The following is a 12781-nucleotide window of genomic DNA, read 5'->3' as shown; positions in this document are numbered from 1 at the left end:
CTCAGCACTGCGTCCAGGTGAAGTTGAACAGGGTGTCGACGTCGCCCTCGCTCGAGTTCATCGACATGCTGCTGTAGTAGCCCGACGCGCCCGCGTCCACCCGCAGCTCGGTGTTGATGTTCAGCACCCGCTGTGTCGCACAGGGCCGGTACACCAGCACCGGGGCCACGTCCCTGGTGGACCAGTAGCCGCCGAGCGGACCGTAGAACGTGTCCTCGGTGCTGCTGTTGTCCGACGAACCCTGCCAGTAGTAGTTGGTGCGCTGCAGGCCCGTGGCGCCGGGCTGGAGCCGGGCGCGGCCACGGTACTCCGCCTCCGCGACCGCGAAGGTCCACCCCGCCGGCACCGTGACGAGGACACCGATCTGGCAGTTCTTGCGACGCTCGGCCACGGCGGCGCCGCCACCGGCGTACGCCACGAAGTCGTAGTACCTGATCCGGAAGCCGGACTTGTCGGGCTTGGCGACGACCGACGCCGTGCCGGGCGAGCAGCCCGAACCGCTGGCGGCCACCACCTCGACGGTGACGTTACCGTCCGGGACGGCGGCAGCCGTTTCGTCGCCGTCCGCGCGCGCCGGCGCGGACAGCGGCAGGGCGAGAACCGTGCCGAGTGCGATGATAACCGCGTGTCTCGCGCCGGCGGGGTTTCGTTTCATTGCATTCCTCTCTTGACCTATTCCAATCTCAACCGGTGCCTCGCGGATGCCTCATTGCCAATCCGGCCCACCTCGCTCCGCCCCCGTCAAGATTCTTATGATGGGGTCCGTGACCGCTCCGGCCGGTTGCCGCTTGAGAATGTATGCCCCACGGGACCTCCGGCGCAACCATTGGCTCTGATCGATGCTTGAGAAACCGATGTATGGTGACGCAGAACTGATCGACACCGTACGTATCGGGTCAATTGGCGAGCATTGCACCAGATTGGCGGCGCTCTTTGTCCTAATTAGGGGAAAAGAGCGGGCATGCCGATTCACCGCACGTTGGTGATGCCACCCAATTACTGAACAATGCGACCAGACGCCCAAGACATTGACCGCCATCTATGTTCCCTTTACCGTTGTGCCGCGCGCGCTCTGTCGTTCACATCGGAGGGAGTTCCATGCGTAAACTGCTGCAAGCCGGAACCGTACTGGCGTTGATCGCGTCCTCACTGATCGCCGCCTCGCCCGCGTCCGCCGGGAACATCCTGGAGGATCCACCGGCCGACAAGATGGTCATCGACCTCGTCGCGATGGCCGGTTCCGGCTGCCGACCCGGTTCGGCGGACGTCGCGGTCTCGCCGGACAACACCGCCTTCACCGCGATCTACAGCGATTACCTGGCCCAGGCGGGCCCGGGCATCGCCAGCACCGAGGGCCGCAAGAACTGCCAGCTCAACGTGCTGGTGCACGTGCCGCAGGGCTTCAGCTTCGCCATCACCAAGGTGGACTACCGCGGATACGGCCTGCTCCAGACCGGTGCGGTCGCCTCCCAGCGAGCCAACTACTACTTCCAGGGCATGACTCAGGGCACCTTCACCAACCACCCCATCGCCGCGCCTTTCGACGACAACTGGATCGCCAGCGACGAGGTCCCGATCGCCGCGGTCGTCTGGCACCCCTGCGGCGAACTGCGCAACCTCAACATCAACACCGAGCTGCGGGTCTCGAAAGGCACCTCGACGACCACCAGCTTCCTGACAATGGACTCCACCGACGGCAGCATCGCCACCACGTACCATTTCGCATGGAAGCGCTGCCCCTGACACAACCGGCACGACAGTGGCGAGGATCGCCGGCCACTCGCGCGACCCTCGCCACCGCCCGTCACCGATAACCCATTCGCGGAACACGACCGCGGTACGTACACGTACCCGTCGCCACGCCTCGACTCCGGACGGCCCTTCACCGCCCGCGTCGACGCCGTCGGCCCCACCCGGGGATCACCCGGTCACTCGGCCCGGTACGGCTCCCGCCCCATCGCACGCACGCTGCGGGGAGCCGTCACCGGGCCGAGCCGCGTCCGCCGCCGGCCGGCCGCGACCGCTTACTTGACACTTTTCGGGACGCCGAGGACATTGATAGACACCTATCAATGCATGACCTCGGACCCGAGGAGTCACATCGTGAGAACCGCACGCACCAGGCTCGGCGGCCTGGCGGTCGCCCTCGCCGCCGGGCTCCTGGCCATCGTCTCCCCGGCGCTGACCAGCCCGGCCGAGGCCGCCTCGCTACAGGAGGTCACCGGCTTCGGCGACAACCCCGGCGGCATGCGCATGCACCTCTACGTGCCGGACCGTCGCCCGGCCAACCCGGCGATCGTGGTCGCCATGCACGGCTGCGGCGGCTCCGGCCCGGGGTTCTACTCCGGCAGCGAGTTCGCCCGGCTCGCCGACCAGCTGGGCTTCATCGTCATCTACCCCACCGCGACCCAGCAGGCCGGCTTCGGCAACTGCTTCGACACCTGGTCGGCCGCGGCCAAGCGGCGCGGCGGGGGCAGCGATCCGGTCTCGATCGTCTCGATGGTCAACTATGTGCAGCGGCAGCACGGCGGCGACCCGAACCGGGTCTACGCCACCGGCAGCTCGTCCGGCGGCATGATGACCCAGCACATGCTGGCGGTCTACCCGGACGTGTTCAAGGCCGGCGCGTCGTTCATGGGCGTGCCGTTCAACTGCTTCGCGAACGCGGCCGACTATCCGCCCGGCGCCAGCCAGTGCACCGGCGGCGCGATGAACCGCACGCCGCAGCAGTGGGGCGACGCGGTGCGGCAGGCGTACCCGGGCTACTCCGGGCCGCGCCCGCGGATCCAGCTCTGGCACGGCACCAACGACACCCTGGTGCCGTATTCGCTGCTCAACGAGTCGATCGAGCAGTGGACCAACGTGTTCGGGCTCAGCCAGACCCCGACGTCCACCGACACCCCGCAGAACGGCTGGAACCGCCGGCGGTACGCCGACGCCTCCGGAACCGTGCAGGTCGAGGCGTACAGCATCGCCGGCGCCGGGCACAGCCTGCCGTCGACCGGCATGGCGGCGCAGGCCGTCGCGTTCTTCGGCCTGACCGGCACGACGCCGACCCCGACCGGGCCCACGCCCCCGGCGACGTCCAGCCCGGCACCGGCCGGCGGCTGCGCGGTGGGCTACGCCGTGAACGCCTGGACCGGCGGGCTGACCGCGAGCATCACGATCACCAACACCGCCGCCACCGCGATCAACGGCTGGACGCTGGCATTCGCGCTGCCCGCCGGCCAGACCATCACGTCCGGCTGGAACGCCACCTACAGCCCGGCCGCCGGGCAGGTGACCGCCGGCAACGTCGCGCACAACGCCGCGCTGCCGCCGGGCGCCTCGACCAGCATCGGGTTCCAGGCCACCCACACCGGCGACGCCGGCCGGCCCGCCGCGTTCGCGCTCAACGGCGCGTCCTGCGCCCTCGCCTGATGCGGCCCGGCGCGTGACCGGTCGCCGGCCGGTCACGCGCCCGGGTCAGGACGCAGGTCCAGCAGCCCGGCCGCGACCGCCCGGGCCGGGGCCTCGAGGGCCGGCGCCAGCTCGCGGAACACCTTCTGCGCCCGCACGCCCGGCCAGTCCTGGGGCAGATGCTCCACCGGCAGCCGCGGGTCGTACCGGATGGTGTCGTGCCACTCGGCGACCAGCCGCAGCCGCGCGGCGAACGCGTCGTCCGGCCGGGCCGTCTCCCACCGGGCGAGGAACGACTCGTACCGCGCGGCCAGCCCCGGCAGGTCCCAGGCGTCGCCGATCATCGCCGGCAGGTCGGTCAGCTCGTCCGCGCGGGCCCGGAAGACCCGCACGTGCGCGGTCAGGCCCAGCCCGGCCACGATGTCCGCCGTGGCGGCCGGGCCCGGCGCGATCCACAACCCGCCCTGCAGCGGCCCGAATCCGGCCCAGGCGAGCCGGGACCGCAGGTCGTGCCGCTGCCGCTGCCACGCCTCGGGCAGCGAGAAGCAGAGCAGCGTCCAGGTGCCGTCCCAGTCCTCGTCGACCGCGCCGGTCCGCCAGATCCGGGTGCGGCCGTCCCGCAGCACCGCCGTGGACCGGGCGGTCAGGCCGAAGTACATCCGGCGGCCGTGCCGGCGGCGGCGCAGCAGATCGCGGGCGGCCATCCGGGTCAGCGTGGAGCGGGCGGCGTGCTCCGAGACGCCGAGCCGGTCGAGCGCCTCGATCACGCTGCCGGAGAAGACGCACACCTCCCGGTCCAGCACGAAGTCGCCGAGGAGCATGAGCAGCAGGTTCTGCGGGCGCAGCTGTGGAGCGGTCACCGGGCACGCCTCCGATGTTGGGCAGATTCTTGACGGCCGTCATCGATGAGCCTAGCTTCGATGAAACGCTCCCGTAACGAGCCCCGGGAGGAACCCGTGCGCAACACCGTGCCGCTCCTCACCACCCTCGCCCTGGCCATCACGGCCGCCGGTTGCGGCTCCACCGATCCCGGCGGCGGCGACGATCCCATCCGGATCGGCCAGATCGTGTCGCTGACCGGCAACTACTCGCCGCTCGGCAGCGAGAACCAGAAGTCCGTCGCGCTCGCCGTCGACCGGATCAACGCCGCCGGCGGCATCGGCGGACGCCGCATCGAGCTGACCGTCCGCGACGACAAGAGCGCCCCCGACCAGTCCGTGCTGGCCTTCAACGAGCTCAAGGGCGACTCGGACGCGATCATCGGCTCCCCGTTCTCCAACTCCGCGCTCGCGGTCATCCCGCTGGTCGACCGCGAGGAGATCCCGTACGTCTCGCTCACTCCGGCCGACGAGCAGGTGAGCCCGGTCCACCCGTACGTCTTCGTCGTGCCGGCCACCTCCGCGACCTACGCCCGGGCCGCGCTGGAGTACTTCCAGGCCACCGGCGTCACCCGCGTCGCGGTCGCGTACGACAGCCGCAGCAGCTACGCCGCCGCCGGTTTCAACGGCCTTCAGCGCGCATCCGGCGAGTACGGCGTGCGCCTGGCCCCCACCGAGGAGTTCCAGACCGGCGCGACCGAGTTCGGCGCCGTCTTCAGCCACGTGCGTTCCTCCGACGCGCAGGCGCTGATGGTCTGGGCCACCGGCGCGCCGGCGGTCGCGCTCACCAAGCAGTACGCCACCGCCGGCCTGGACATCCCGCTGGTGCTCACCGGCGCGCAGGCCAGCAAGCTGTTCCTCGACCCGGCCGGCCCGGCGGCCGAGGGCGTGACCATCGCGCACTCGATCGGCGTGGCCGGTGCGGCGCTGCCCGCCGGCGAGCAGAAGACCGCGGTCGACGAGCTGACCACCGCCTTCACCGCGGCGCACGGCTATCCGCCGCCGCAGTTCGCCCAGGACGGGTGGAGCGGCGTGCAACTGCTCGCCGCCGCCATCGAGAAGGCCGGCGGCACCGACCGGCAGCGGGTGCGGGACGCGCTGGAGGGCCTCACGCTCACCACGCCGAACGGCACCTACCGCTACTCCGCGACCGACCACAGCGGACTCACCACGGAGTACATCGCGATCAGCACGGTGCGCGGCGGCGCGTTCGTACCCACCGAGTATTCGGCGGCCCGGCTGGCCGCGATCGGTGGCCGGTGATGACGGCCGGCGCCACGCTGGAGGTCGCCGGCCTCGCCCGCGCGTTCGGCGGCGTCTACGCCGTGCGCGACGCCGGCCTGACCGTGGCCCCCGGTGAGCTGCGCGCGGTCATCGGCCCGAACGGCGCCGGCAAGTCCACGCTGTTCGCGCTGATCGGTGGCCAGCTCACCGCGGACGCCGGCACGGTACGGCTGGACGGCCGGCGCATCGACCGGCTGCCGCCGCACCGCCGCGCCGGGCTCGGGGTGGCCGTGGTGTTCCAGGCCGCCCGGATCTTCGCGGACCTGACCGCGCTGGAGAACGTGATGGTCGGCGCGCACGCCACCACCAGCGCCGGTTTCCTGGCCGCGGCGCTGCGGCTGCCCGCCCACCACCGGCAGGAGCGGCTGATCCGGGAGCGCGCCGCCGACTGCCTGGCCCGCACCGGCCTGGCCGAGTGGGCCGGCCGGCCCGCTCGCGAACTGCCGCTCGGCCGGCAACGCGCGCTGCAACTGGCCCGCGCGCTGTGCGGGCGGCCCCGGCTGCTGCTGCTCGACGAGCCCGCCTCCGGGCTGCGGGCCGCCGAACGGGAGCGGCTGGCGGAGCTGGTGGCCGGGCTGCGGTCCGAGGGGCTCACCATCCTGCTGGTCGAGCACGACGTCGCGTTCGTGATGCGGCTGGCCGACCGGATCACCGTGCTCGACCTGGGCCGGGTCATCGCCGACGGCCGCCCGGCCGAGGTCCGCGCCGACCCGGGCGTGATCGGCGCCTACCTGGGGCGGGCCGCCGCATGAGTGAGCTTGCGAACGAATCATCGGCTCAGCGCCGACCACACGGACACCGCGGCATGGGGGGCGGTCCGGCATGAGTGAGCTTGCGAACGAATCATCAGCTCAGCGCCGACCACACGGACACCGCGGCATAGGGGGCGGTCCGGCATGAGCGAGCCTGCGAACGAATCATCAGCTCAGCGCCGACCACACGGACACCGCGGCATGGAGGGCGGTCCGGCATGACCGTGCTGGAGGTGCGCGACCTGACCGTGCGGTACGCGGGCGCGACCGCGCTGGACGGCGTCTCGCTGAGCGTGGCCGCCGGGGAGCGGGTCGCGCTGATCGGCGCGAACGGCGCCGGCAAGACCACGCTGGTCCGTGCGGCCTCCGGCCTGGTCCGGCCGGCCGCCGGCACGGTCACCGCGCACGGCCGGCTGGCGCAGGTGCCGGAGGGCCGCGAGGTGTGGGGCGACCTGAGCGTCGACGACAACCTCCGCCTCGGCGGCTGGCGCAACGGCCGCCGGGGCCGCGACACCACCGCGATCTACCGGCTGTTCCCGGCCCTGGCCGAGCTGCGGCGGCGGCGCGCCGGCACGCTCTCCGGCGGCCAGCAGCAGCTGGTGGCGATCGGCCGCGCGCTGATGGCCCGGCCGGACGTACTGATCATCGACGAGCTGAGCCTGGGGCTGGCCCCGCTCGTGGTCGAGGAGATCGTCGGTCACCTGCGCACGCTGCGCGTGGCGCTGCTGCTGATCGAGCAGAACGCCCGCCTCGCGCTGGACCTCTGCGACCGCGGCTACGTGCTGGAGGCGGGCCGCGTCGTGCTCTCCGGAGACGCCGCCGGGCTGGCGGCGGACCCGCGCGTGGTGGCCGCCTACCTGGGCGGGCACGTGGCGGTGGAGCCGTGACGGAGCTGATCGGCTACCTGGTCACCGGGCTCGGCATCGGCGCCGGGTTCGCGCTGGTCGGCAGCGGCCTGGTGGTGACCTACCGGGTGACCCGGGTGGTCGACTTCGCGCAGGGCGGGTTCGCCGTGCTGGCCGCGATGCTGACCGCGTCGCTGTTGTCCGCCGGACTCCCGCACGGCGCCGCGGAGACGCTCGGGGTGGTGGCGGGGGCGGGAGCGGGCCTGCTGGTCGGCGTCGCGGCGATCGGCCGTCCCGGCACCGCGCCGGGCGCCTCGCTGATCGTCACGCTCGGGCTGGGCCTGCTCGCGTACGCCGTGGAGATCCTGATCTGGGGCGACCAGCCGCGGTCCTTCCCCGGGCTCGGCGGCGCGGTGGAGATCGCCGGTGCCCGGGTGCCCACCCACTACCTGCTGATCGTCGCGGTCACCGGGCCGGTCTTCGCGGCGCTGGCCGTCTTCTTCGCCCGCACCGATCTCGGCAAGGCGCTGTCGGCGTGCGCGTCGAACCCGTACGCCGCCCGGGTGGTCGGGATCGACGTGCGCCGCATGGGGCTGCTGTCCTTCGCGCTCGGCGGCGCGCTGGGCGGGCTGGCCGGCGTGCTCACCACGCCGGTGCAGCAGGTGACGTTCGACAGCGACGTCGCGCTGATCGTCAACGGCTTCGCGGCGGCGGTGCTCGGCGGGCTGACCCGGCCGGGCGCGGCGCTGGCCGGTGGATTGCTGCTCGGGGTGGCGCAGACCGTCGTGGCGGGGTACGGCGGCGGTGCGTACCGGCTGGAGGTGGCCCTGGTGGTGCTGCTGACCGTGATGATCGCGCAGGGTGTGCGCACCCCGCCGGCCCAGGAGGCGACCGCGTGAGGACGATCTGGATCGCCGCCGGGCTGCTGGCGCTGGCCGCGCCGCTGCTGCTGCCGGAGCGGCACCTCGCGGTCTACGTGCTGCTCGCGCTGACCGCCGCGGTCGCGGTCGGCGTCTCGATGCTGATGGGGTACGCCGGGCAGGTGTCGCTCGGCCAGGCGTCGTTCTACGCCATCGGGGCGTACGCCGCCGGCCTGCTCGCCGTCCACGGGCTGCCGCCGCTGGTGGGGCTGCTGGCCGCGCCGCTGGTCGCCGCCGCCGCCGCGCTGCTGGTCGGCGCGCCGCTGCTGCGCCTGCGCGGGCACCACCTCGCCTTCGCCACGCTGGCCATGCAGCTGATCCTGCTCGGCCTGCTCAGCCGCGGCGAGTGGGCCGGCGGCGCGATCGGCCTGCAGGGCATCCCGCGCTTCTCGGCCGGCGGCGCCGAGCTGCGCGACGACCGCGGCTACGCCTACCTGGCGCTGGCCGTGCTGGCGTCGGTGGTGCTGATCTACCGCAACGTCGTCGTCTCCCGGGTCGGCCGGGCCATGCGCGCCGCCGCGACCGGGGAGGCCGCGGCGGCCGCATGCGGGGTGCCGGTCGGCCGGTACCGGCTGGCGGTCTTCGCGCTCTCCGCCGCGTTCGCCGGGCTGGCCGGCGGCGTCTACGCGTTCTACCTCGGCTATCTGTCGCCCGGCTCGTTCCCGGTGCTGCTGTCCATCGAGTACGTGGTGATGGCGGCCGTCGGCGGCCTGGGCACCATCGCGGGCCCGCTGGTCGGCGCCACCGTGATCACCCTGCTGGTGCAGGCGCTGACCGCGCTCGGCACGCAGCCCGGCATGCCCGGCTACGCACCGGCCGTGCTCTCCTACGCCGTCTACGGCCTGGTGCTCGTCGTCGCGGTCCTCTACCTCCCGCGCGGCATCGTCCCGTCCATCCACAGTGTTCTCGGCAGGGGGAAACGGTGAATCTGAGCGGCAGGGTGGCGATCGTGACCGGCGCCGGGCGCGGGCTCGGCCTGGCCTACGCGCGGGCGCTCGGCGCGGCCGGCGCGGCGGTCGTGGTCAACGACGTCGACGAGGCGAGCGCGGCCGAGGCGGTCGCGGCCGTGGAGGCGGCCGGTGGCCGGGCGGTGGCCGAGCCCGGCGCGGTGGGCCCGAGTGACGTGGCCGACGCGCTGGTGAAGCGGGCGGTGGCCGCGTTCGGCCGGCTGGACGCGCTGGTCACCAACGCGGGGGTGCTGCGCGACCGAATCCTGTGGAAGCTGACCGACGACCAGTTCGACGAGGTCGTCGCGGTGCACCTGCGCGGCACGTTCACCTGTGTGCGGGCCGCCGTGCGGCAGCTGCGGGCGCAGGGCGACGGCGGCCGGATCATCACGGTCGGTTCCCCGGCGGGGCAGCGCGGCAACCCGGGGCAGACCGGCTACGCGGCGGCGAAGGCGGCGATCGTCGGGATGATGCGCACCTGGGCGCTGGAGTGCGCCCGCGACCGGATCACCGTCAACGCGGTGGTGCCGGTCGCGGCGACCGCGATGACCGCGACCATCCCGGCCTTCGCCCCGCACGTGACGGCCTGGCGGGAGCGGGGCGTTCCGTTGCCGGACCACCTGCGGGCCGGCGCCGGGTTCGGCACCGCCGAGGACGCGGCCGGGCTGGTCGTCTTCCTCGCCTCCGCCGCCTCGGGCGAGATCACCGGGCAGGCGATCGGGATCGGCGGCGACCGGCTGACGCTCTGGACGCACCCGGCGGAGACCGTGGCCGCCTACCGGACGGGCGGCTGGGACGCCGACGGGATCGCCGGCGTGTGGCAGCCGATGTTCGCCCCGGCCGCGCAGCCGGTCGGGATCCCGCTGCCCGCCGAGCCGCCGGCATGACCGGGCCGGCGCTGGACGGGCTGTCCGCCATCGACATGCACGTGCACGTCGAGGTGTCCGCGGATGGGCACCCGTCGCTGCCGGACCAGCTGATGGCGGCCTCGGCGAGGTACTTCAAGGTGACCGGTGAGGCGCGGAAGCCGGGCGTGGACGAGATCGCCGCCTACTACCGGGAGCGGCGGATGGCGGCGGTCGTGTTCACCGTGGACGCGGAGACCGCCACCGGGCACCCGCCGATCTCCAGCGAGGAGATCGCCGACGCGTGCGCCGGGCACGCGGACGCGCTGATCCCGTTCGGCAGCGTCGACCCGTGGCGCGGGCGGGCGGCGGTGCGCCGGGCCCGCGCGCTGGTCGAGCGGTACGGGGTGCGCGGCTTCAAGTTCCACCCGAGCCTGCAGGCGTTCGCGGTCAACGACCGGATGGCGTACCCGCTGTACGAGGAGCTCGAGGCGCTCGGCGCGATCGCGCTGTTCCACAGCGGGCAGACCGGGATCGGCGCCGGCACGCCGGGCGGGTCCGGGATCAGGCTGCGGTACGCGAACCCGCTGGACCTGGACGACGTGGCCGCCGACTTCCCGGGCCTGCGGATCGTGATCGCGCACCCGTCGTTCCCGTGGCAGGACGAGGCGCTGGCCGTCGCCACCCACAAGCCGACCGTCCACATCGATCTGTCCGGCTGGTCGCCGAAGTACTTCCCGCCGCAGCTGGTCCGCTACGCGAACACGCTGCTGTCCGACCGGGTGCTGTTCGGCTCGGACTTCCCGGTGCTGACGCCGGACCGGTGGCTGGCCGACTTCGCCGCGCTCGACATCAAGCCGGAGGTACGCCCGCGGATACTCCGCGACAACGCGGCCCGGCTGCTCGGCCTCGATCGGCCGCCCGATGCGTAACGAGGGCGTGGGATCGTGGGCGGCGCGCCGGGCCCGGATGGCGCCGGACCGGGTGGCGCTGATCCACGAGGGGCGGTCGCACACCTACGGCGAGGTGGCCGCGCGGGCGAACGCGCTCGCCCATCGGCTGGCCGGGCTGGGCGTGGGCCACGGTGACCGGGTCGCGTACCTCGGGCCGAACCATCCCGCGTTCCTGGACGCGCTGTTCGCCACCGGCCTGCTCGGCGCGGTGTTCGTGCCGCTCAACACGCGGCTGGCCGCGCCGGAGCTGGACTACATCCTCGACGACTGCGGCGCGCGGGTGCTGCTGTGGTCGCCCGCCTGCGAGCCCACGGTGACCCGGCTGCGCGCCGCCGCGCGGCCGGTGCGGCTGGCCGGCGAGTCCACGACGGACTCCGCGCCGGTGGACGTGCGGGTGGCCGACTCCGAGACCTGCATGATCATGTATACCTCGGGCACCACCGGACGGCCCAAGGGCGCCATGCTCACGCACGCCAACGTCTCCTGGAACTGCGTGAACCTGCTCATCGACGTCGACCTGACCAGCGACGAGGTCACGCTGGTCAGCGCGCCGATGTTCCACGTCGCCGCGCTGAACCAGACCGTGCTGCCCACCTTCCTCAAGGGCGGCGCCTGCGTGCTGACCGGCGGGTTCGACCCGGAGGCGACGCTGGACCTGATCGCCACGCACCGGGTCACCTGCCTGTTCGGCGTGCCGGCGATGTTCCTGGCGATCGCCCGCTCGCCCCGGTTCGGCACCGCCGACCTCGGTTCGGTCCGCTCGATGCTGTGCGGCGGCGCACCGGTCCCGGAACCGCTGATCGCGGCCTACCAGCGCCGAGGGCTGACCTTCCTCCAGGGGTACGGGATGACCGAGTGCTCCCCCGGCGCGCTGTTCCTGCGCGCGCCGGAGAGCGTGCGCAAGGCGGGCTCGGCCGGGACGCCGGTGTTCTTCGGCGACGTCCGCGTGGTCACGCCCGGCGGCGAGGACGCCGCGCCCGGCGAGACCGGCGAGATCCTGGTGCAGGGCCCGTCCGTGATGGCCGGGTACTGGCGGCTACCCGCGGAGACCCGCGCCGCGCTCGGCGAGGACGGCTGGCTGCGCACCGGCGACCTCGCGGTCACCGACGCGGACGGGTTCGTCTACGTCCGCGGCCGGGCCAAGGATCTGATCATCTCGGGCGGGGAGAACATCTATCCGGCCGAGGTGGAGGCCGCGCTGCTGGATCATCCGGCGGTCGCCGAGTGCGCGGTGATCGGCGTGCCGGACGAGCGCTGGGGCGAGGTGGGCCGCGCGTTCGTGGTGCCCGCTCAGGGGGTGGCGGTGGAGGCGGCGGAGCTGCTGGCCTTCCTGGACGGCCGGATCGCCCGCTACAAGATCCCGAAGTCCGTCGTGTTCGTCGGGGCGCTGCCGCGTACCGGCTCCGGCAAGGTCGTCAAGGCGCGACTGCGCGCACCCGTCTCCGATCGGAGGGAAGCATGACCGCCACCGTCCGCGGGCTCGGTGAGCTCGCCGCGACCACCGGGCTCGACCTCGGGCACAGCGACTGGATCGAGGTCCCCCAGGAGCGGATCGACACGTTCGCCGACGCCACCGGCGACCACCAGTGGATCCACGTCGACCCGGCACGGGCGGCGGCCGGCCCGTTCGGCGGCACGATCGCGCACGGCTACCTGACCCTGGCGCTGGTCATCCCGCTGTGGACGTCGCTGCTGAGCATCGAGGGCGCGGGGATGGCGGTGAACTACGGGCTGAACCGGGTGCGCTTCCCGTCCCCGGTCCCGGCCGGGTCGAAGGTGCGGCTGCACGCGTCGGTGCTGCACGCCCGCGAGGTGGCCGGCGGCGGCGTCGAGCTGACCGTGGCGATGACCGTGCAGCGCGAGGGCGCCACCAAGCCGGCGGTGGTGGCCGAGGCCGTCTACCGGTACTACCCGGGCTGATACAATCGACATCCGTCGATGTATTGGTTCGGGAGGGA

13 protein-coding genes are annotated in these 12781 nt (G+C 73.2%); 11 read left to right on the top strand and 2 right to left on the bottom strand.

The features are described from left to right. Nucleotide 1 precedes the first annotated feature (1 nt). Nucleotides 2-655: a DUF4360 domain-containing protein gene (locus J2S41_RS12470; RefSeq protein ID WP_310366993.1), complete on the bottom strand. Its 654-nt coding sequence runs from the start codon at nt 653-655 to the stop codon at nt 2-4. 443 nt (nt 656-1098) lie between these two features. On the opposite strand from J2S41_RS12470, the gene J2S41_RS12465 reads away from it, so the two are divergent. Both J2S41_RS12465 and J2S41_RS12460 read left to right on the top strand, forming a co-directional pair. Next, entirely contained in the window at nt 1099-1743 is a 645-nt protein-coding gene (locus J2S41_RS12465) for a DUF4360 domain-containing protein (protein WP_310366991.1), read from the top strand. Nucleotides 1744-2103: 360 nt separating this feature from the next. Further along, nucleotides 2104-3420, top strand: coding sequence for an extracellular catalytic domain type 1 short-chain-length polyhydroxyalkanoate depolymerase (locus J2S41_RS12460; RefSeq protein ID WP_310366988.1), 1317 nt, complete (start codon nt 2104-2106; stop codon nt 3418-3420). A 32-nt stretch (nt 3421-3452) separates the two neighbouring features. Here the strand turns inward: J2S41_RS12460 and J2S41_RS12455 are convergent, their stop codons facing one another. After that, nucleotides 3453-4259: a PaaX family transcriptional regulator gene (locus J2S41_RS12455; RefSeq protein WP_310366987.1), complete on the bottom strand. Its 807-nt coding sequence runs from the start codon at nt 4257-4259 to the stop codon at nt 3453-3455. Nucleotides 4260-4319: 60 nt separating this feature from the next. Here J2S41_RS12455 and J2S41_RS12450 point away from each other — a divergent pair, with 60 nt between their 5' ends. The 9 genes from J2S41_RS12450 (at nt 4320) to J2S41_RS12410 (ending at nt 12743) form a co-directional block, all read left to right on the top strand. Further along, nucleotides 4320-5540, top strand: coding sequence for an ABC transporter substrate-binding protein (locus J2S41_RS12450; protein WP_310366984.1), 1221 nt, complete (start codon nt 4320-4322; stop codon nt 5538-5540). Beyond that, nucleotides 5540-6313, top strand: a complete 774-nt coding sequence (locus J2S41_RS12445) for an ABC transporter ATP-binding protein (RefSeq protein ID WP_310366982.1) — start codon at nt 5540-5542, stop codon at nt 6311-6313. Before J2S41_RS12450 ends, J2S41_RS12445 begins: the two co-directional genes overlap by 1 nt. A gap of 218 nt (nt 6314-6531) precedes the next feature. Continuing rightward, nucleotides 6532-7200, top strand: a complete 669-nt coding sequence (locus tag J2S41_RS12440; protein WP_310366980.1) for an ABC transporter ATP-binding protein — start codon at nt 6532-6534, stop codon at nt 7198-7200. Next, nucleotides 7197-8057, top strand: a complete 861-nt coding sequence (locus J2S41_RS12435) for a branched-chain amino acid ABC transporter permease (protein ID WP_310366978.1) — start codon at nt 7197-7199, stop codon at nt 8055-8057. The genes J2S41_RS12440 and J2S41_RS12435 overlap by 4 nt, the downstream gene beginning before the upstream one ends. Continuing rightward, on the top strand, nt 8054-9004 hold the full coding sequence (locus J2S41_RS12430) for a branched-chain amino acid ABC transporter permease (protein ID WP_310366976.1): 951 nt from the start codon (nt 8054-8056) through the stop codon (nt 9002-9004). The genes J2S41_RS12435 and J2S41_RS12430 overlap by 4 nt, the downstream gene beginning before the upstream one ends. 23 nt (nt 9005-9027) lie before the next feature. Beyond that, on the top strand, nt 9028-9912 hold the full coding sequence (locus J2S41_RS12425) for an SDR family NAD(P)-dependent oxidoreductase (RefSeq protein ID WP_445343921.1): 885 nt from the start codon (nt 9028-9030) through the stop codon (nt 9910-9912). Beyond that, nucleotides 9909-10802, top strand: coding sequence for an amidohydrolase family protein (locus tag J2S41_RS12420; RefSeq protein ID WP_310366971.1), 894 nt, complete (start codon nt 9909-9911; stop codon nt 10800-10802). The genes J2S41_RS12425 and J2S41_RS12420 overlap by 4 nt, the downstream gene beginning before the upstream one ends. Continuing rightward, nucleotides 10795-12285, top strand: a complete 1491-nt coding sequence (locus tag J2S41_RS12415; protein WP_310366969.1) for an acyl-CoA synthetase — start codon at nt 10795-10797, stop codon at nt 12283-12285. Before J2S41_RS12420 ends, J2S41_RS12415 begins: the two co-directional genes overlap by 8 nt. Then, entirely contained in the window at nt 12282-12743 is a 462-nt protein-coding gene (locus J2S41_RS12410; protein WP_310366966.1) for a MaoC family dehydratase, read from the top strand. Before J2S41_RS12415 ends, J2S41_RS12410 begins: the two co-directional genes overlap by 4 nt. Nucleotides 12744-12781 lie beyond the last annotated feature (38 nt).

Source organism: Catenuloplanes atrovinosus, from assembly GCF_031458235.1.
GTDB lineage: Bacteria > Actinomycetota > Actinomycetes > Mycobacteriales > Micromonosporaceae > Catenuloplanes > Catenuloplanes atrovinosus.
The sequence above is the reverse complement of the archived record's forward strand: the minus strand, read 5'-3'. Positions and strand labels throughout refer to the sequence as shown.

What these genes read in the sequence shown, in the direction of transcription:
- J2S41_RS12470 (WP_310366993.1), bottom strand. Translation starts at nt 655, where the DNA reads ATGAAACGAAACCCCGCCGGCGCGAGACACGCGGTTATCATCGCACTC.
- J2S41_RS12450 (WP_310366984.1), top strand. Translation starts at nt 4,320, where the DNA reads ATGAAACGCTCCCGTAACGAGCCCCGGGAGGAACCCGTGCGCAACACC.
- J2S41_RS12465 (WP_310366991.1), top strand. Translation starts at nt 1,099, where the DNA reads ATGCGTAAACTGCTGCAAGCCGGAACCGTACTGGCGTTGATCGCGTCC.
- J2S41_RS12420 (WP_310366971.1), top strand. Translation starts at nt 9,909, where the DNA reads ATGACCGGGCCGGCGCTGGACGGGCTGTCCGCCATCGACATGCACGTG.
- J2S41_RS12440 (WP_310366980.1), top strand. Translation starts at nt 6,532, where the DNA reads ATGACCGTGCTGGAGGTGCGCGACCTGACCGTGCGGTACGCGGGCGCG.
- J2S41_RS12445 (WP_310366982.1), top strand. Translation starts at nt 5,540, where the DNA reads ATGACGGCCGGCGCCACGCTGGAGGTCGCCGGCCTCGCCCGCGCGTTC.
- J2S41_RS12415 (WP_310366969.1), top strand. Translation starts at nt 10,795, where the DNA reads ATGCGTAACGAGGGCGTGGGATCGTGGGCGGCGCGCCGGGCCCGGATG.
- J2S41_RS12410 (WP_310366966.1), top strand. Translation starts at nt 12,282, where the DNA reads ATGACCGCCACCGTCCGCGGGCTCGGTGAGCTCGCCGCGACCACCGGG.